The organism is Azotobacter beijerinckii (genome assembly GCF_900110885.1).
GTDB classification, from domain to species: domain Bacteria; phylum Pseudomonadota; class Gammaproteobacteria; order Pseudomonadales; family Pseudomonadaceae; genus Azotobacter; species Azotobacter beijerinckii.
On record NZ_FOFJ01000006.1, the window covers coordinates 119,479 to 138,882 of the forward strand.

Here is a 19,404-nt window from a genome sequence, read left to right on the forward strand (position 1 = left end):
ATGGCCCGCGCCTTGCGCGTAGCCCTGGTGGCCGGCGAGGCATCGGGCGACATCCTCGGCGCCGGCCTGATGCAGGCCCTGAAGGCGGTCCGCCCGGACGTCGAGTTCATCGGCGTCGGCGGTCCGCGCATGCAGGCCGAGGGCCTGCAGTCGTATTTCCCCATGGAGCGTCTGGCGGTCATGGGGCTGTTCGAGGTGCTCGGTCGTCTCCCCGAACTCTGGTTGCGCCGACGGCGGCTGATCCGCCGTTTGATCGACTCCAGGCCCGACGTGTACGTCGGTATCGATGCGCCGGATTTCAATCTGGGCGTCGAACTCCGCTTGCGCCGTGCCGGCATTCGTACCGTGCACTATGTCAGTCCGTCGGTGTGGGCCTGGCGGCAGAAGCGCGTGCTGAAGATCCGCCAGGCCTGCGACTTGATGCTCACCCTGTTTCCCTTCGAGGCGCAGTTCTACGAGGCGCAGGACGTGCCGGTACGTTTCGTCGGCCATCCGCTGGCCGATCAGGTGCCCCTGCAGACCGATCGCGACGCCGCCCGCGCCGCTCTGGATCTGACTGCCGGGGAGACCATCGTCGCCCTGATGCCGGGCAGCCGCGGTGGCGAGCTGGCTCGTCTCGGCCCGCTGTTTCTCGAGGCTGCCGAGCGCCTGCTGGCGCTGCACGCCGGAGCGCTGCGCTTCGTGGTGCCCTGCGCCAGTTCCGAACGGCGCCGGCAGCTCGAGGAGATGCTCAGCCATACCCGTCGCGACCTGCCGGTGATGCTGCTCGACGGCCGCTCCCACGAGGCACTGGCGGCCTGCGATGCGGTGCTCATCGCTTCCGGTACCGCGACCCTGGAGGCTCTGCTGTACAAGCGGCCGATGGTGGTGGCCTATCGCCTGGCGCCGCTGACCTACAAGGTTGCGAGACACCTGGTGAAGACGCCGTTCTTCTCCCTGCCCAATCTGCTCGCCGGCCGGGCGCTGGTGCCCGAGCTGCTGCAGGAGCGCGCGACCCCCGAGGCGCTGGCCGAAGCGCTGATGCCGTTGCTGGAGATAGGTCGGGAGCAGACCGAGTGCTTCGACGCCATCCATCGCTCGCTGCGCCGGGACGCCTCGCACCAGGCGGCCGAGTCGGTGCTCGAGCTGGCGGAGCGCGCCTGATGCAGCTGGGGCTGGACTTCGGCCGGGTCGAGGCGCTGGTCGCCGGTGTCGACGAAGTCGGTCGCGGCCCGCTCTGCGGGGCGGTGGTCACTGCTGCGGTGATCCTCGATCCGGCGCGGCCGATCATGGGGCTGAACGACTCGAAGAAGCTTTCCGAAGCCCGTCGCGAGGCGCTGTTCGAGGAAATCCGCGAGAAGGCGCTGGCCTGGTGCATCGCCCGTGCCGAGGTGGAGGAGATCGACCGGCTGAACATCCTCCAAGCGACCCTGCTGGCCATGCAGCGTGCCGTGGAGGGGCTCGCCGTGACGCCCCGTCTGGCGCTGATCGACGGCAACCGCTGTCCGAAGCTGGCGGTGCCCTGCGCGCCGGTAATCAAGGGTGACGCCCAGGTGCCGGCCATCGCCGCGGCCTCGATCCTCGCCAAGGTTGCCCGGGATCGGGAAATGCTTGCGCTGGATGTCCTCTATCCGGGCTATGGATTGGCCAGGCACAAGGGCTATCCCACGGCCATGCACCTGGAGGCCTTGGCCCGTCTGGGGCCGAGCGCCATCCATCGGCGCTCCTTCGCGCCGGTGCGCGAGCGGCTCGAGGCCGGTCCCGGCATCTGCACGCCGCCCGACGTCCTGCTTTCCTGAACGGGCGCGCGGCGAACCCCTTGCCGATAAAGGCAGTACAATTTCGCCCCTGCCGTTTCACTGTCACTCAAGGTCTGCCCATGTCCCTTTCTTTCGTCCACCTGCGCGTGCACACCGAGTTTTCCCTGGTCGACGGCCTGGTGCGGGTCAAGCCGCTGATCAAGGCGGTGGCCGGGGCGGGGATGCCGGCGGTGGCGGTCACCGACCAGAGCAACATGTGCTCGCTGGTGAAGTTCTATAAGACCGCCATGGGCGGCGGGGTCAAGCCGATCTGTGGCGCCGACCTCTGGCTGGCCAGCCGCGAGGCCGACGGTCCGCTGTCACGCCTGACCCTGCTGGCGATGGACGCCAAGGGCTACCGCAACCTCACCGAGCTGGTTTCCCGGGGCTGGACCGAGGGCCAGCACGGCGATGGTCTGGTGATCATCCAGCGCGACTGGGTGAAGGAGGCCGCCGAGGGGCTGATCGCGTTGTCCGGGGCACGGGAGGGAGAGATCGGCCTGGCGCTGCTCAACGGCCATGTCGACGAGGCGGCGGCGCTCCTCAAGGAGTGGCAGGCGGTGTTCCCCGAGCGCTTCTACCTGGAGGTGCAGCGTACCGGCCGGGTCGGCGACGAGGAATACCTGCATGCCGCCGTCGAGCTGGCCAGCCGCTGCGGTGCGCCACTGGTGGCCACCAACGACGTGCGTTTTCTCAAGCAGGAGGACTTCGAGGCCCACGAGACCCGTGTGTGTATCGGCGAGGGGCGTGTCCTCGGCGATCCGCGACGGCCGCGCAACTATTCCGATCAGCAGTACCTGAAGACGCCCGCCGAGATGTGGGAGCTGTTTTCCGACCTGCCCGAGGCGCTGGAGAACAGCGTGGAGATCGCCCGGCGCTGCAATATCGAGGTGCGCCTGGGCAAGCACTTCCTGCCCAATTTCCCGGTGCCGGAAGGCATGACCATCGACGACTACCTGCGCCAGGTGTCCTTCGAGGGGCTGGAGGAGCGCCTGGCGGTGCTCTGGCCGAAGGAAACCACGCCCAACTACGAGGAAAAGCGCCAGGTCTATGTCGACCGCCTGGAGTTCGAGCTGGGCACCATCATCCAGATGGGTTTTCCCGGCTACTTCCTGATCGTGATGGATTTCATCAAGTGGGCGAAGAACAACGGCGTGCCGGTCGGGCCCGGCCGCGGTTCCGGCGCCGGTTCGCTGGTCGCCTATGTACTGAAGATCACCGACCTCGATCCCCTGGCCTACGACCTGCTGTTCGAGCGCTTCCTCAATCCCGAGCGGGTCTCCATGCCTGACTTCGACGTCGACTTCTGCATGGACGGCCGCGATCGGGTCATCGACTACGTGGCCGAGGCCTACGGACGCAACGCGGTGAGCCAGATCATCACCTTCGGCTCGATGGCGGCCAAGGCGGTGGTGCGCGACGTGGCGCGGGTGCAGGGCAAGTCCTACGGTCTCGCCGACCGCCTGTCGAAGATGATCCCCTTCGAGGTCGGCATGACCCTGGAGAAGGCCTTCGAGCAGGAAGAGATGCTCCGTGAGTTCCTCAAGGTCGACGAGGAAGCCCAGGAGATCTGGGACATGGCCCTCAAGCTGGAGGGCATCACCCGCGGCACCGGCAAGCACGCCGGCGGCGTGGTGATCGCGCCGACCAAACTCACCGACTTCTCGCCGATCGCCTGCGACGAGGACGGCAGCGGCCTGGTGACCCAGTTCGACAAGGACGACGTGGAGGCCGCCGGCCTGGTCAAGTTCGACTTCCTCGGCCTGCGCACCCTGACCATCATCAAGTGGGCGATGGAAACCATCAACCGCGAGCAGGCGAAGAAGGATCTTCCGCCACTGGATATCGACTTCATTCCGCTGGACGACAAGGCGACCTACGCGCTGCTGCAGCGCGCCGAGACCACAGCGGTGTTCCAGCTCGAATCGCGCGGCATGAAGGAGCTGATCAAGAAGCTCAAGCCGGACTGCCTGGAAGACCTCATCGCCCTGGTCGCGCTGTTCCGCCCCGGCCCGCTGCAGTCGGGCATGGTGGACGATTTCATCAACCGCAAGCACGGGCGTGCAGAGATTTCCTACCCGCACTCCGATTACCAGTACGCAGGCCTGGAGCCGGTTCTGAAGCCCACCTACGGCATCATCCTGTATCAGGAGCAGGTGATGCAGATCGCCCAGGTGATGGCCGGCTACACCCTGGGCGGTGCCGACATGCTGCGCCGCGCGATGGGCAAGAAGAAGCCCGAGGAGATGGCCAAGCAGCGCGGCGGCTTCATCGAAGGCTGCGCCAATAACGGCATCGATGGCGATCTGGCAGGCAACATTTTCGACCTGGTGGAGAAGTTCGCCGGCTACGGCTTCAACAAGTCGCACTCGGCGGCCTATGGCCTGGTTTCCTACCAGACCGCTTGGCTGAAGACCCATCATCCGGCGCCCTTCATGGCCGCGGTGCTCTCGGCGGACATGCACAACACCGACAAGGTGGTGACCCTGATCGAGGAGTGCCGCAGCATGAAGCTGCGCATCGTCGCGCCGGACGTGAACAACTCCGAGTTCATGTTCACCGTCGACGACGAGGGGCGTATCGTCTACGGCCTGGGTGCGATCAAGGGGGTCGGCGAGGGGCCGGTCGAGGCCATCGTCGAGTGCCGCTGGGCGGGTGGCCCGTTCACCGACCTGTTCGACTTCTGCGCGCGGGTCGACCTCAAGCGGATCAACAAGCGCACCCTCGAGGCGCTGATCCGCGGCGGTGCGCTGGATCGCCTGGGGCCGTACTTCTCCGACGAAATCAAGGCCTACCAAGCGAACATCGACCGCAACCGGGCGGTCTTGTTGGCTGCCGTGGAAGAAGCCGTGCAGGCCGCCGAGCAGACCGCACGCAGCGCCGACAGCGGACATGTGGACCTGTTCGGCGGGCTCTTCGCCGAGCCTGAGGCGGACGTCTACGCCAACCATCGCAGCGCCCGCGAGCTGTCGCTCAAGGAGCGCCTGAAAGGCGAGAAGGACACTCTCGGCCTGTACCTGACCGGCCACCCGATCGATGAGTACGAGGGCGAGGTTCGCCGCTTCGCCCGCCAGCGTATCGTCGAGCTGCGTCCGGCGCGGGACACCCAGACCGTCGCCGGGCTGATCGTCAACCTGCGGGTGATGAAGAACAAGAAGGGCGACAAGATGGGCTTCATCACCCTCGACGATCGTTCTGCGCGGATCGAGGCTTCGCTGTTCGCCGATGCTTTCGCCGGCGCCCAGGCGCTGTTGCAGACCGATGCCCTGGTGGTGGTGGAGGGAGAGGTCAGCAACGACGACTTTTCCGGCGGCCTGCGCCTGCGCGCCAAGCGGGTGATGAGCCTGGAGGAGGCACGCACCGGGCTGGCCGAAAGCCTGCGCCTGCAGGTCGCCAGCCCGGCGCTGGGGGGCGATCGCCTACGTTGGCTGGCGGAGCTCTGCCGTCGCCACCCGGGTGCCTGTCCGATCACTCTGGACTATACCGGGCCGGATGCGCGAGCCCTGCTGCAATTCGGCGAAGCGTGGCGGATCGATCCGGCCGACAGCCTGATCCAGGCGCTGCGTGACCAGTTCGGCAAGGACAACGTCTTCCTGCACTACCGCTGAGACGAACGCCGGCGGAATCATCGTGCGCGAGGATCGCCCCGGACGGCTCCGATCCTCGACGCCAGGTGCCCGATCCCTTAAGGTGAAGGCGCCAACGGAACAGCAAACGGCCGCCAGGCCGTCGACTCAAGACGGAAACTTATGAACCCGAACTTTCTGGATTTCGAACAGCCGATTGCCGACCTGCAAGCCAAGATCGAAGAGCTGCGTCTGGTCGGCGACGACAACGCGCTGAACATCAGCGACGAGATTTCCCGCCTTCAGGACAAAAGCCATGCGCTCACCGCGAGCATCTTCGGCAACCTGACCAGCTGGCAGATCGCCCAGCTGGCGCGTCATCCGCGTCGTCCCTATACCCTCGACTACCTCGAGCACATCTTCACCGAGTTTGAGGAGCTGCACGGTGATCGTCATTTCACCGACGACGCGGCCATCGTCGGCGGTGTGGCGCGTCTGGACGGCGAGCCGGTGATGGTCATCGGCCACCAGAAGGGCCGTGACGTGCGCGAGAAGGTCCGCCGCAACTTCGGCATGCCGCGTCCCGAGGGGTATCGCAAGGCCTGTCGCCTGATGGAGATGGCCGAGCGTTTCAAACTGCCGATCCTGACCTTCATCGACACCCCCGGCGCCTATCCCGGCATCGACGCCGAGGAGCGCAACCAGAGCGAGGCCATCGCCTGGAACCTGCGGGTGATGGCACGCCTGAAGACCCCGATCATCGCCACGGTGATCGGCGAGGGCGGTTCCGGCGGCGCCTTGGCGATCGGCGTTTGCGACCGTCTGAACATGCTGCAGTACTCGACCTATGCGGTGATTTCGCCGGAAGGCTGCGCCTCGATCCTTTGGCGTACCGCCGAGAAGGCCGCCGACGCCGCCGAAGCGATGGGCATTACCGCCGCGCGCCTGCGGGATCTCGGCATCGTCGACGAGGTGATCGGCGAACCCCTGGGCGGTGCCCACCGCGATCCGGCCGCCACCGCCGAGGGCATTCGCCAGCAACTGCTGGCCCAGCTGGATGTGCTGCGCGGCCTGGACAGCGACACGCTGCTCGAGCAGCGCTACGAGCGTCTGATGAGCTACGGCAGGATCTGATGGGCGAGCGCCGGCGGTGCTCCGGCGGGGCCGGGCGGATGTGTCCGGCCCGGCCGGGATCTGTCGATCCGCTTGTGTGCCGCGCGGGGGCCTTGGGGCCTTCGCGCTGATTCTCCCGCGAGCCTTGCAGCATGTCTCTGGAGTCCCGCCTGCTCGCCATCCTGTCCCCTTGGTGCGATGCGCCAGGATGGCGCCTGGCTTTTTCCGGTGGACTGGACTCCACTGTCCTGTTGCATCTCTTGGTGCGGCTCGGCCGACAGCACGGCTTGCCGCCGTTGTCCGCTCTCCATGTTCACCATGGCTTGCAGGTCGTAGCCGACGACTGGCCGGAACACTGCCGGCAGGTCTGCGCGCGGCTGGGGGTTCCTCTGCAGGTTCTCCGCATCCGCGTCGAGGTGGGCGCTAGCCTCGAGCGTGCCGCCCGCGAGGCGCGCTACCGGGCCTTCGCCAAAGTGCTGGGGGAGGGCGAGTTGCTGTTGACTGCGCAGCATCAGGACGATCAGGCGGAAACCCTGTTGTTCCGCCTGCTGCGCGGGGCCGGGGTGCGCGGTCTGGCGGCCATGCCAGAGGTGCGTCCGCTCGGTCGCGGCCGGCTGCTGCGGCCCCTGCTGGAGGTTTCCCGCGGCGAGCTGGAGCGCTATGCCGTCGAGCAGGGGCTGCAGTGGATCGAGGATCCCTCCAACCGCGATCAGCACTTTTCCCGCAATTTCCTGCGTCACCGGGTGCTGCCGCTGCTCACCGAGCGCTGGCCGCAGGCCGTGCGGAGCATGGCCCGCAGCGCCGCGCATATGGCCGAGGCCCGGGAGCTGCTGGACGATCTGGCGCGACTGGATCTGGCCGCCGCCAGGGATGCGGGCGATTTTCCCTGGCTCGGATTGCCGTCGCTGTCTCTGGCGCCACTGCTCGGGCTGTCTCCGGCGCGCCAGCGCAATGCCCTGCGCCATTGGCTGGAACCCTTTACGCCCCTGCCGGACACCGACCACTGGGCGGGCTGGCAGGCACTGCGCGAGGCGTCGGTCGATGCGGCGCCGGTCTGGCGGCTGGCTCGCGGCGAGATGCACCGGGCTGCCGGGCGGATCTGGTGGCTCGCCGGCGACTGGCTGCGTCCGCCCGCCGGGCCGCTGTCCTGGGGCGAGCCGACAAGGCCGCTGGCCCTGCCGGGCAACGGCTGCCTGCAGCTGCAGGGCCGGGGGCCGGCCGCTTCCCTCGAAGTGCGCTACCGGCGGGGCGGCGAGGTGCTGGCCGTGCCGGGGCGTGGTCACCGCGATCTGAAGCGCCTGCTCAACGAGCGTGGCCTGCCGGCCTTCGTCCGCGGCCGCCTGCCGCTGCTCTACCGTGGCAACGAGTTGCTCGCCGTGGCCGGCGTGCCCGGTCTCGACGGCTCGGCCGACGGCGCCTTTCGGCTGCTCTGGAGGCCGCCGGAAAATGTCGAAAGTTTGAGCTGAAAAACCCTTTCCGGTAGACTACGCTCCCGTCTTACATCGCTACTGCGGATTCCGGCTAGGGAACCCGTAGTGCCTTGCTGTTGTCGCACAGTGCACAATCGCTCCTTCGCTTCCCCCGGCGGCGCCGGCCGCTTAAACGCAGACTTCTAGGGTTATTCATGACGCGCTACATCTTCGTCACGGGCGGTGTTGTTTCTTCATTGGGGAAAGGCATCGCATCGGCATCCTTGGCGGCTATCCTGGAGGCGCGGGGGCTGAAGGTCACCCTGCTCAAACTGGATCCCTACATCAACGTCGATCCGGGCACCATGAGCCCCTTTCAGCACGGCGAAGTGTTCGTCACCCACGACGGGGCCGAGACCGACCTCGATCTGGGCCACTACGAGCGTTTCGTGCGCACCACCATGACCCGCAACAACAACTTCACCACCGGTCGCGTCTACGAGGAAGTGCTGCGCAAGGAGCGCCGCGGCGACTACCTGGGCGCGACCATCCAGGTCATCCCGCACATCACCGACGAGATCAAGCGGCGCATCATCAAGGGCGCCGGCGATGCCGACGTGGCCATGGTGGAGATCGGCGGCACCGTCGGCGACATCGAATCCCAGCCGTTCCTCGAGGCGATCCGCCAGCTGCGCCTGGAAGTGGGTGCCAAGCGCGCGATGCTGATCCACCTGACCCTGGTGCCCTATATCGCCACCGCCGGCGAGACCAAGACCAAGCCGACCCAGCATTCGGTGAAGGAGCTGCGCTCCATCGGCCTGCAGCCGGACGTGCTGATCTGCCGCTCCGACCACCCGATCGACATCTCCTCGCGGCGCAAAATCGCGCTCTTCACCAACGTGGAGGAGCGCGCGGTGATCGCCTTGGAAGACGTCGACACCATCTACAAGATCCCTTCGGTGCTGCATGCCCAGGGCCTCGACGACATCGTCGTCGAGCGCTTCGGTCTGGAGTGCCGGGGCGCCGACCTCTCCGAATGGGAGCGCGTCGTCGATGCCAAGCTGCATCCGGAGAAAGAAGTCACCATCGCCATGGTCGGCAAATACATGGAGCTGCTGGACGCCTACAAGTCGCTGATCGAGGCCATGGGGCATGCCGGCATCCAGAACCGCACCCGCGTCAACCTGCGCTACATCGACTCGGAAGACATCGAGAACCAAGGTACCGCGCTGCTGGAAGGCGCCGATGCCATCCTCGTGCCGGGCGGCTTCGGCCTGCGCGGGGTGGAGGGCAAGATCGCCGCGGTCAGGTATGCCCGCGAGAACCGGATCCCCTACCTGGGCATCTGCCTCGGCATGCAGGTGGCGGTGATCGAGTACGCTCGTAACGTGCTGGGCTGGGCAGATGCCAACTCCACGGAATTCGACAAGTCCTGCGGCCATCCGGTGGTCGGCTTGATCACCGAATGGCAGAGCGCCACCGGCGCCACCGAGACCCGCAGCGAGTCCTCCGACCTGGGCGGTACCATGCGCCTCGGTGCCCAGGAGTGCCAGCTGGAAGAGGGTTCCCTGGTGCGCCAGTGCTACGGCAAGGAGGTGATCGTCGAGCGTCACCGCCACCGCTACGAGGTCAACAACAACCTGTTGCCGCAGTTGGCCGATGCCGGTTTCAAGGTCGCCGGCCGCTCCGGCGACGGCGCGCTGGTGGAGGTCATCGAGGTGGCCGACCATCCCTGGTTCGTCGCCTGCCAGTTCCACCCGGAATTCACCTCGACCCCGCGCGACGGCCATCCGCTGTTCAGCGGTTTCGTCAATGCCGCGCTCGCGCAGAAAGCCCGGAAGGCCTGAGACATGACCCAGAAGACCATCCGAGTCGGCACTATCGAGATCGCCAACGACAGGCCGATGGTGCTGTTCGGCGGGATGAACGTGCTGGAGTCCCGCGACCTGGCGCTGAAGGTCTGCGAGGAGTACGTGCGGGTCACCGAGAAGCTCGGCATCCCCTACGTGTTCAAGGCCAGCTTCGACAAGGCCAACCGCTCCTCGATCGCCTCCTTTCGCGGCCCGGGCCTGGAGGAGGGTATGCGGATCTTCGAGGAGGTGAAGAAGACCTTCGGCGTGCCGGTGCTCACCGACGTGCACGAGCCCTATCAGGCGGCGCCGGTGGCGGAAGTCTGCGACATCCTCCAACTGCCGGCCTTCCTCTCCCGACAGACCGATCTGGTGGTCGCCATGGCGAAAACCGGTGCGGTGATCAACATCAAGAAGGCCCAGTTCCTCGCCCCGCAGGAGATGAAGCACATCCTCGCCAAGTGCGAGGAGGCTGGCAACGACCAGCTGATCCTCTGCGAGCGCGGCAGCTCCTTCGGCTACAACAACCTGGTGGTCGACATGCTCGGCTTCGGCATCATGAAGCAGTTCGAGTATCCGGTGTTCTTCGACGTGACCCACGCCCTGCAGATGCCGGGCGGACGCGCCGACTCCGCCGGCGGCCGCCGCGCCCAGGTCACCGATCTGGCCAAGGCCGGCATCAGCCAGGGGCTGGCCGGGTTGTTCCTCGAGGCTCATCCGGACCCCGACAACGCCAAGTGCGACGGCCCCTGTGCCCTGCGCCTGGACAAGCTCGAGCCCTTCCTCGCCCAGCTCGCGCAGCTGGATGCGCTGGTCAAGAAATTCCCGCCAATCGAAACTGCTTGAACCCTGTCGCTTGCAGCTATCTATGGAGTGTTAAACAACAATGGCAAAGATCGTCGACATCAAGGGACGCGAAGTGCTTGATTCCCGCGGCAACCCCACCGTGGAGGCCGACGTGATTCTCGACAACGGCATCATCGGCAGTGCCTGCGCCCCGTCCGGTGCCTCCACCGGCTCCCGCGAGGCCCTGGAGCTGCGCGACGGCGACAAGGGGCGCTATCTGGGCAAGGGCGTGCTGAAGGCCGTGGCCAACGTCAATGGCCCTATCCGCGACCTGCTGCTGGGCAAGGATCCGGCCGACCAGAAGGCACTGGACCGGGCGATGATCGAGCTGGACGGCACCGAAAACAAGGCCAGCCTGGGCGCCAACGCGATCCTCGCGGTGTCCCTGGCCACCGCCAAGGCCGCCGCCGCGGCCCGCGGCCTGCCGCTCTACGCCCACCTCGCCGAACTCTACGGCACCCCCGGCGAATACAGCCTGCCGGTGCCGATGATGAACATCATCAACGGCGGCGAACATGCCGACAACAACGTCGACATCCAGGAGTTCATGGTACAGCCGGTCGGCGCCAAGACCTTCGCCGACGCGCTGCGCATGGGCGCCGAGATCTTCCACAACCTCAAGGCTGTGCTGAAGGCTCGCGGCCTCAACACCGCGGTAGGCGACGAAGGCGGTTTCGCGCCGAACCTGGCCTCCAACGAAGATGCTCTGGCCGCGATTGCCGAGGCCGTCGAGAAGGCCGGCTACCAGCTGGGCACTGACGTGACCCTGGCCCTGGACTGCGCTTCCAGCGAGTTCTACAAGGACGGCAAGTACGATCTGGCCGGCGAGGGCAAGGTATTCGATGCCGCCGGTTTCGCCGACTATCTGGCCGGGTTGACCCAGCGCTACCCGATCATCTCCATCGAGGATGGCATGGACGAGTCCGACTGGGCAGGCTGGAAGGGGCTGACCGGGAAGATCGGCGAGAAGGTGCAACTGGTCGGCGACGACCTGTTCGTCACCAATACCAAGATCCTGAAAGAGGGCATCGAGAAGGGCATCGCCAACTCGATCCTCATCAAGTTCAACCAGATCGGCTCGCTGACCGAAACCCTGGAAGCCATCCAGATGGCCAAGGCCGCTGGCTACACCGCGGTGATCTCCCACCGCAGCGGCGAAACCGAGGACTCCACCATCGCCGATCTGGCGGTGGGTACCGCTGCCGGGCAGATCAAGACCGGTTCGCTGTGCCGCTCCGACCGCGTGTCCAAGTACAACCAGCTGCTGCGCATCGAGGAGCAACTGGGCGCCAAGGCTCCGTACAAGGGACGTGCCGAGTTCCGCGGCTGAGCCGCGATGTGCTGAGCAGGGGCAGCGCAAGCTGCCCCTTTTCGCATGGTGGGTGAGCAATCCTATGAGCAGAGGCCTGGCGAAGCATCTTTGCCTTCGTACCGCGAAGTATCCACATGTCATTCCTGCGTAGTCATTACTGGCTTTTCGTCGTGCTGGCCCTGCTGCTGGGCGGCCTGCAGTATCGTTTGTGGGTGGGCGATGGCAGCCTGGCGCAGGTGACCGAGTTGAAGCGGCAGATATCCGAACAGAAAAGCGAGAACGAGCGCTTGCACGAGCGCAACCGGCTCCTCGACGCCGAGGTACAGGAGCTGAAGAAGGGGATGGAAACCGTCGAGGAGCGCGCCCGCCACGAACTCGGCATGGTCAAAGAGGGCGAGACCCTCTATCAGTTGGCCCAATGAACGTCTCCGACCTGCCGTCCTTCTGGACCGTGATCCCGGCTGCCGGCATCGGTAGCCGCATGCGCGCCGACCGCCCCAAGCAGTACCTGCCGCTCGGCGGAAGGACCATTCTCGAACACACCCTCGACTGCTTCCTCGGCCATCCGCGGCTCAAGGGGCTGGCGGTCAGTCTGGCGGCGGACGATCCCTACTGGCCGCAACTGCCCTGTGCCGGCGACGGACGCATCCTGCGCGCCGCCGGCGGCAGCGAGCGGGCCGACTCGGTGTTCAACGCCCTGCAACTGCTCGCCGGGCAGGGTGCGGACGCATCCGACTGGGTGCTGGTGCACGATGCCGCGCGGCCGAACCTGGCCCGCGCCGATCTGGAGCGGCTGCTCGCCGAACTGGCCGACGATCCGGTCGGTGGACTGCTGGCGGTGCCGGCGCGGGACACCCTGAAGCGCGCCGGTGCCGATGGCCGGGTGCGCCAGACCGTGGACCGCTCGGTGGTCTGGCTGGCCTACACGCCGCAGATGTTCCGCCTCGGCGCGCTGCGTCAGGCGCTGGGCGATGCGTTGGCGGCCGGCGTTGCGGTTACCGACGAGTCCTCCGCGATGGAGTGGGCCGGACAGGCGCCGCGGTTGATCGAGGGGCGTGCGGACAACCTGAAGATCACCCGTCCGGAGGACCTGGAGTGGCTGGCCCGGTGCTGGGCGGGCGACTGAGCATCTCGTTCCTGCTCGCCGCAAGGGCTGGCGGGAATCTTTTCCCGATGAGCGGTCATCTCTTCCGGGCCTTGAATTAGACTCTTCCTTTTCAATGCATCGAGATTGCTTGTCATGACCATCAAATCCCGTGCCGCCGTCGCTTTCGGCCCGAACCAGCCGCTGCAAGTCGTCGAAGTGGATGTGGAGCCGCCGAAGAAGGGCGAGGTGCTGGTACGCATCGTCGCCTCCGGTGTCTGCCATACCGATGCCTACACCCTGTCGGGGCAGGACTCCGAAGGCGTGTTTCCATGCATCCTGGGCCACGAGGGCGGCGGCATCGTCGAGGCGGTGGGCGAGGGGGTGACCTCCCTGCAGGTCGGCGACCATGTGATTCCGCTGTATACCGCCGAATGCCGCGAGTGCAAGTTCTGCAAGTCCGGCAAGACCAACCTGTGCCAGGCGATCCGCGCCACCCAGGGCAAGGGCCTGATGCCGGACGGCACTACTCGTTTCAGCTACCAGGGTCAGCCGATCTACCACTACATGGGTTGCTCGACTTTCTCCGAGTACACCGTGTTGCCGGAAATCTCCCTGGCCAAGATCCCCAAGGACGCGCCGCTGGAAAAGGTCTGCCTGCTCGGCTGCGGCGTGACCACCGGCATCGGTGCGGTGCTCAACACCGCGAAGGTCACCGAGGGCGCTACCGTGGCGATCTTCGGCCTGGGCGGCATCGGGTTGGCGGCGATCATCGGCGCCAGGATGGCCAAGGCCAGCCGGATCATCGCCATCGACATCAATCCGGCCAAGTTCGAGGTCGCCCGCGAGCTGGGCGCCACCGACTTCGTCAATCCGAAGGACCACGCCAAGCCGATCCAGGACGTCATCGTCGAGATGACCGACGGCGGCGTGGACTACAGCTTCGAATGCATCGGCAACGTGCAGCTGATGCGCGCGGCGCTGGAGTGCTGCCACAAGGGCTGGGGCGAATCGACTATCATCGGCGTGGCGCCGGCCGGCGCCGAGATCAGCACTCGGCCGTTCCAACTGGTCACCGGCCGGGTCTGGCGCGGTAGCGCCTTCGGCGGCGTCAAGGGACGCACCGAGCTGCCGAGCTACGTGGAGAAGGCGCAGAAGGGCGAGATCCCGCTGGACACCTTCATCACCCACACCATGGGCCTGGAAGACATCAACCAGGCCTTCGAGCTGATGCACGAAGGCAAGAGCATCCGCACGGTCATCCACTTCTGAGTGGGGCGGCGCTCGCCTCTCGATGATCGCGCCCACGCACCTGCGTGGGCGCTCCGTTTCAGGACTCCGTTCAAGGACCGCTCATGACCCTCGAGCTGCTCTCCAGCCAGAAAAGCTTCGGCGGCTGGCACAACCGCTATCGTCACCATTCGACCACCCTGAACTGCGACATGCTGTTCGCCATGTACCTGCCGCCGCAGGCGGAGGAGGGTACCAGGCTGCCGGTGCTCTACTGGCTGAGCGGCTTGACCTGCACCGACGAGAATTTCATGCAGAAGGCCGGCGCGCAGCGCCTGGCCGCCGAGCTGGGTCTGGTGCTGGTGGCGCCGGACACCAGTCCGCGCGGCGAGGGCGTGCCGGGCGATCCGGACGGCGCCTGGGATTTCGGTCTCGGCGCCGGCTTCTACCTGAATGCCACCCAAGAGCCCTGGGTGCAGCACTACCGCATGCACGACTACGTGGTGCACGAACTGCCGGCCCTGATCGAGGCCCGCTTCCCGGTTTCCGATCGGCGTGGAGTCAGCGGCCATTCCATGGGCGGTCACGGCGCGCTGGTCTGTGCGCTGCGCAACCCCGGGCGCTACCGCTCGCTGTCGGCCTTCGCGCCGATCGTCAATCCAAGCGCCTGTCCCTGGGGCGAGAAGGCGTTCAGTCGCTATCTGGGCGAGGACCGCGAGACTTGGAAAGACTGGGATGCCTGCGCGCTGCTCGCCGGAGCCCGGGAGCGCCTGCCGATCCTGGTGGATCAGGGCGATGCCGACGGCTTCCTCGCCGACCAGCTCAAGCCCGAGGCCTTGCAGGCCGCCGCGATGGCGGCCGGGCATCCGCTGACCCTGCGCCTGCAGTCGGGCTACGACCACAGTTACTATTTCATCGCCAGCTTCATCGACGACCATCTGCGCCATCATGCGCAGGCCCTGAGTCTGTAGGGCCGATTTTCGGGCGATCCGACATCCTTGATCGCCAGCAAGCTGGCTCCTATCCGGCGCGACTCCTGTAGAATCGCGCCCTGACTTTTTTCAGGGTGTTCTTCATCATGCGTATCGGCCACGGCTACGACGTGCACCGCTTCGGCACGGGCGATTTCATCACCCTCGGCGGTGTGCGGATTCCCCATCGCTTCGGGCTGCTCGCCCATTCCGACGGCGACGTGCTGCTGCATGCGCTCTGCGATGCGCTGCTCGGTGCTGCGGCGCTGGGCGACATCGGTCGGCACTTTCCGGACACCGATCCGCAGTTCAAGGGCGCCGACAGTCGCGTGCTGCTGCGCCATGTGGTCGCTCTGGTGCAGGGCAAGGGCTGGCAGGTCGGCAACGTCGACGCCACCATCGTCGCCCAGGCGCCGAAGATGGCCCCGCATATCGAGCGCATGCGCGTGCTGATCGCCGAGGACCTGCGGGTCGGGACGGACCAGGTCAACGTCAAGGCCACCACCACCGAGAGGCTCGGCTTCGCCGGCCGCGAGGAGGGTATCGCCGTGCATGCGGTGGCCCTGTTGCTGCCGCAATGACGGAGCTCGAACTGCTCGGGCCCAGGGCCCACGGTGAAGCCTGCGGTCAAGCCGTGCTCAAGGCCTGTGCGGAGGACTTCCAGGTCGACGAGGTGCTGGATATCCCACTGAGCGGGCAGGGCGAGCACCTTTGGCTGTGGGTGGAGAAGCGTGGGCTGAATACCGAGGAGGCGGCGCGGCGCCTCGCCCGCGCCGCCGGGATGCCGCTGAAAGCGATCAGCTATGCCGGCCTCAAGGATCGCCAGGCACTGACGCGCCAGTGGTTCAGTCTGCATCTGCCGGGCAAGGCCGATCCCGATTTCGCCGCAGCGGAAGGCGACGATCTGCGCATCCTCGAGCGCACCCGCCATTCGCGCAAGCTGCAGCGCGGCGCCCATGCGGCCAACGGTTTCACCCTGCGCCTGACTCGTCTCGCTGCCGACCGTCCGGCGCTGGATGCGCGCCTGGAGCGAATCCGCCGGGAGGGGGTGCCCAACTACTTCGGCCTGCAGCGCTTCGGCCACGACGGCGGCAATCTCGCCGAGGCCCGTGCCTTCGCCGGGCGCGGGGAGTTGCCGGCCCAGCGCAACCTGCGCTCGCGCCTGCTCTCGGCGGCGCGCAGCTACCTGTTCAACCGGGTGTTGGCCGAGCGGGTCGCGGCCGGCAGCTGGAACCGGGCGCAGCCGGGCGATCTCCTGGCTTTCACCGACAGCCGCAGTTTCTTCATGGCCGGGGAGGCCGAATGCGCGGACCCGCGTCTGGCGCTGCTCGACCTGCATCCGACCGGACCGCTCTGGGGCGCGGGCGACTCCCCGGCCGGCGCGGCCGGCCAGGCGCTGGAGGAGGTCGTCGCCCGGGGCGAGGTGCCGCTGTGCGAGTGGCTGGGTGGCGCGGGCATGGTGCACGAACGGCGCATTCTGCGCCTCCCCATCGACCGGCTGGCATGGCATTATCCCACTACCGATATCTTGCAACTGGAATTCGTCCTGCCGGCCGGCTGCTTCGCCACTGTGGTGGTCCGCGAGTTCGTCGATCTGCTGCCGGCGGGTCCAATGGACACTTCATGCGTATTCTGATCGCCAACGACGACGGGGTTCATGCCCCTGGCATCGCCGCGCTTCACGATGCTCTGGCCGGTATGGCCGAGTGCGTGGTCGTCGCTCCCATCAAGGACATGAGTGGCGTCAGCAGCTCGCTGACCCTGGACCGGCCGTTGCATCCGCAACGGCTGTCGAACGGCTTCGTCGCTCTCGATGGCACCCCCACCGACTGCGTCCACCTGGGCCTCAACGGCCTGCTGGAAGAGATTCCGGACATGGTGGTGTCCGGCATCAACCTGGGCGCCAATCTGGGCGACGACGTGCTCTATTCGGGGACCGTGGCGGCCGCCATCGAAGGGCGCTTCTGCAGCCGGCCGGCCTTCGCCTTCTCGCTGCTGTCGCGCGAGCCGGACAACCTGCCGACAGCCGCGCACATCGCCCGCACCCTGGTCGCGCAGCACGAGCGACTCGAACTGCCGCCGCGCACCGTGCTCAGCGTGAATGTCCCCAACCTGCCCTTGGACCACATCCGCGGCATCCGCCTGACTCGCCTCGGCCACCGGGCCCGGGCCAAGGCGCCGGTCAAGGTGGTCAATCCGCGCGGCAAGGAGGGCTACTGGATCTCGGTGGCCGGCGATGTCGAGGATGGCGGGCCAGGGACCGATTTCCATGCCGTGATGCAGGGTTATGTGTCAGTCACCCCGCTGCAGCTCGACCGCACCTTTCACGAGGCCTTCGCCGGCCTCGGCAGCTGGTTGGAGGGCTTGCTCTGATGCGCCGTCGGCATGACGACCTGTTGCACAGCGGCATCGGCATGACCTCGCAACGTACCCGTGAGCGACTGATCCAGCGTCTCTGCGAGGAAGGCCTGTCCAGCCCTCCGGTGCTCGAGGTGATCCGTCACACGCCGCGCCATCTGTTCGTCGACGAGGCTCTGGCACATCGGGCCTACGAGGACACTGCCCTGCCGATCGGCCACAACCAGACGATTTCACAGCCCTACATGGTCGGTCGCATGACCGAGCTGCTGCTCGCCGGCGGCCCGCTGGACAAGGTGCTGGAGATCGGTACCGGTTCGGGTTACCAGACCGCAGTACTGGCGCAACTGGTGGAGCGGGTGTTCTCCGTCGAGCGGATCCAGACGCTGCAGGAGCGCGCCAAGGAGCGGCTGCTCGAACTCAAGCTGCGCAATGTGGTCTTTCGCTGGGGCGACGGCTGGGAGGGCTGGCCGGCGTTGGCGTCCTACAATGGCATCATGGTCACCGCTGCCGCCCCGGACGTGCCGCCGGCACTGCTGGAGCAGTTGGCCCCCGGCGGGCGTCTGGTGATTCCGGTAGGTACCGGCGACGAGCAGCAGTTGTTGTTGATCGTTCGCGAGGCCGACGGCTTCCGCCGTCATGCGTTGGAAACTGTACGTTTCGTGCCCTTGCTCCAAGGCTCCTTGTTCTGACCGTTCTGGATGGGCTCCGTGAAATCCTCCTTGTTTCTTTTCCTGAAGGGTGTGGCCAATGTCGTGCCTGGTGTCTCGGGTGGTACCGTCGCTTTCATCGGGGGCATCTATGATGAACTGCGGCGCTCCATCGGTCGTCTGCCCAATGCACCGCTGTTGTTGTGCAGGTGTCGTGGCGGCGTGGCGCGATTGATCAGTTGCCTGCTGGAACATCGGCCGATTGGTCTGGTCGTTCTTCTGTCTGATCGTGGTATCGAGCTGGCCGGTCGTCGTCAGCCGGCAGGCAGCGTTGTCGAATAGCTGTGGTTCGTCTGGATTCCAGTGTCACGTCATCGGAAAGGGGATGCGCGGGTGAGTTTCAGAGTTCTTCAATTTCGGCTTGGCAGTCGCGCTGCCCGGCTTCCGTTGGGCGGAATCGCCTTCGCCCTGCTGCTTGCAGGCTGCGCCAGCTCTTCCCGTGACAGCGTGCAGGTGGCAGAGCAGCCGGCAGTTCCGCACGTCACCAGCGGTCAGCATGTGGTCAGCCGTGGCGAGTCGATTTCCTCCATCGCCATCCGTTATGGCTGGGACTGGCGGGAACTGGCGGCCCTCAATGGCATCGCCGCACCCTACGTGATCCGTCCGGGACAGACGATCCGCTTCGGCCCGGCACGCCAGGCCGGCTCGACCCAGACGGTTCGGCAGCCGGCAGCAGCTACCGCTGCCTCCTCAACGACCCCACCTGCCGCGGCCCCCGCCAAGCCGGCTGACGGAACGGTCCAGGCGAAGCCTGCGACAACGCCTCCCGGCTCAGCAGTATCGGTCCGTTCGTCGTCCGGTTGGTCCTGGCCGGCCGATGGTCCCCTGGTGGGACGCTTTTCCTCAAACGACAGTTTGAATAAAGGCATTGATATCGGCGGGCAATTGGGTCAGCCTGTTGTGGCTGCGTCTGATGGATCGGTTGTTTACGCCGGAGGTGGCTTACGGGGTTACGGCGAACTGGTCATCATCAAGCACAGCGATATCTATGTCACTGCCTACGGCCACAACCGCAGGCTGCTGGTTCGGGAAGGACAACAGGTCAAGGCGGGGCAGACTATTGCCGAAATGGGGTCGACAGGCACTGATCGGGTGAAGCTCCATTTCGAGATTCGCCGTCAGGGCAAACCTGTGGATCCTCTGCAATACCTCCCTTCCCGATAAGCTGTTGCTGTCC

17 protein-coding genes and 1 pseudogene are annotated in these 19,404 nt (G+C 66.3%); all 18 read left to right on the forward strand.

The genetic code is table 11. The features are described from left to right. Window positions 1–1,143 carry a lipid-A-disaccharide synthase gene (gene lpxB, locus BMY22_RS05030; protein WP_090620058.1) on the forward strand — a complete coding sequence of 381 codons (1,143 nt, stop codon included), beginning with the start codon at window positions 1–3 and terminating at the stop codon, window positions 1,141–1,143. After that, window positions 1,143–1,778, forward strand: coding sequence for a ribonuclease HII (gene rnhB, locus BMY22_RS05035; protein ID WP_090620059.1), 636 nt, complete (start codon window positions 1,143–1,145; stop codon window positions 1,776–1,778). The genes lpxB and rnhB overlap by 1 nt, the downstream gene beginning before the upstream one ends. A gap of 80 nt (window positions 1,779–1,858) precedes the next feature. Next, a complete protein-coding gene (gene dnaE / locus BMY22_RS05040) occupies window positions 1,859–5,386 on the forward strand; it encodes a DNA polymerase III subunit alpha (protein WP_090620060.1) in 3,528 nt (1,175 codons plus the stop codon). 141 nt (window positions 5,387–5,527) lie between these two features. After that, entirely contained in the window at window positions 5,528–6,478 is a 951-nt protein-coding gene (locus BMY22_RS05045; protein WP_090620062.1) for an acetyl-CoA carboxylase carboxyltransferase subunit alpha, read from the forward strand. Between the two features lie 131 nt (window positions 6,479–6,609). Continuing rightward, window positions 6,610–7,923, forward strand: coding sequence for a tRNA lysidine(34) synthetase TilS (gene tilS, locus BMY22_RS05050; RefSeq protein WP_090620063.1), 1,314 nt, complete (start codon window positions 6,610–6,612; stop codon window positions 7,921–7,923). Window positions 7,924–8,081: 158 nt separating this feature from the next. Further along, complete coding sequence (locus BMY22_RS05055; RefSeq protein WP_090620065.1) at window positions 8,082–9,713, forward strand: CTP synthase; 1,632 nt, start codon at window positions 8,082–8,084, stop codon at window positions 9,711–9,713. A gap of 3 nt (window positions 9,714–9,716) precedes the next feature. Beyond that, window positions 9,717–10,562 (forward strand): 3-deoxy-8-phosphooctulonate synthase, encoded by an 846-nt coding sequence (gene kdsA, locus BMY22_RS05060; protein ID WP_090620066.1) that lies wholly within the window; start codon window positions 9,717–9,719, stop codon window positions 10,560–10,562. Between the two features lie 40 nt (window positions 10,563–10,602). Then, window positions 10,603–11,892: a phosphopyruvate hydratase gene (gene eno / locus BMY22_RS05065; protein ID WP_090620068.1), complete on the forward strand. Its 1,290-nt coding sequence runs from the start codon at window positions 10,603–10,605 to the stop codon at window positions 11,890–11,892. Between the two features lie 116 nt (window positions 11,893–12,008). After that, complete coding sequence (gene ftsB / locus BMY22_RS05070) at window positions 12,009–12,296, forward strand: cell division protein FtsB (protein ID WP_090620069.1); 288 nt, start codon at window positions 12,009–12,011, stop codon at window positions 12,294–12,296. Next, window positions 12,293–13,000, forward strand: a complete 708-nt coding sequence (gene ispD / locus BMY22_RS05075; RefSeq protein ID WP_090620071.1) for a 2-C-methyl-D-erythritol 4-phosphate cytidylyltransferase — start codon at window positions 12,293–12,295, stop codon at window positions 12,998–13,000. Before ftsB ends, ispD begins: the two co-directional genes overlap by 4 nt. Window positions 13,001–13,114: 114 nt before the next feature. Then, the gene (locus BMY22_RS05080) at window positions 13,115–14,230 is read left to right on the forward strand and encodes an S-(hydroxymethyl)glutathione dehydrogenase/class III alcohol dehydrogenase (protein WP_090620072.1); all 1,116 of its coding nucleotides are present in this window, start codon (window positions 13,115–13,117) and stop codon (window positions 14,228–14,230) included. Between the two features lie 83 nt (window positions 14,231–14,313). Further along, window positions 14,314–15,159: an S-formylglutathione hydrolase gene (fghA, locus tag BMY22_RS05085; RefSeq protein WP_090620074.1), complete on the forward strand. Its 846-nt coding sequence runs from the start codon at window positions 14,314–14,316 to the stop codon at window positions 15,157–15,159. Between the two features lie 107 nt (window positions 15,160–15,266). Next, on the forward strand, window positions 15,267–15,740 hold the full coding sequence (gene ispF, locus BMY22_RS05090) for a 2-C-methyl-D-erythritol 2,4-cyclodiphosphate synthase (RefSeq protein ID WP_090620120.1): 474 nt from the start codon (window positions 15,267–15,269) through the stop codon (window positions 15,738–15,740). Beyond that, complete coding sequence (gene truD, locus BMY22_RS05095) at window positions 15,737–16,795, forward strand: tRNA pseudouridine(13) synthase TruD (protein ID WP_090620076.1); 1,059 nt, start codon at window positions 15,737–15,739, stop codon at window positions 16,793–16,795. The genes ispF and truD overlap by 4 nt, the downstream gene beginning before the upstream one ends. After that, the gene (gene surE, locus BMY22_RS05100; RefSeq protein WP_090620077.1) at window positions 16,783–17,532 is read left to right on the forward strand and encodes a 5'/3'-nucleotidase SurE; all 750 of its coding nucleotides are present in this window, start codon (window positions 16,783–16,785) and stop codon (window positions 17,530–17,532) included. The genes truD and surE overlap by 13 nt, the downstream gene beginning before the upstream one ends. Further along, window positions 17,532–18,209, forward strand: coding sequence for a protein-L-isoaspartate(D-aspartate) O-methyltransferase (locus BMY22_RS05105; protein ID WP_090620078.1), 678 nt, complete (start codon window positions 17,532–17,534; stop codon window positions 18,207–18,209). The genes surE and BMY22_RS05105 overlap by 1 nt, the downstream gene beginning before the upstream one ends. Window positions 18,210–18,227: 18 nt before the next feature. Further along, window positions 18,228–18,465 (forward strand): annotated as a pseudogene (locus tag BMY22_RS05110) (undecaprenyl phosphate translocase family protein); the annotation flags it as partial. A gap of 95 nt (window positions 18,466–18,560) precedes the next feature. Continuing rightward, window positions 18,561–19,391, forward strand: coding sequence for a peptidoglycan DD-metalloendopeptidase family protein (locus BMY22_RS05115; protein ID WP_090620080.1), 831 nt, complete (start codon window positions 18,561–18,563; stop codon window positions 19,389–19,391). Window positions 19,392–19,404 lie beyond the last annotated feature (13 nt).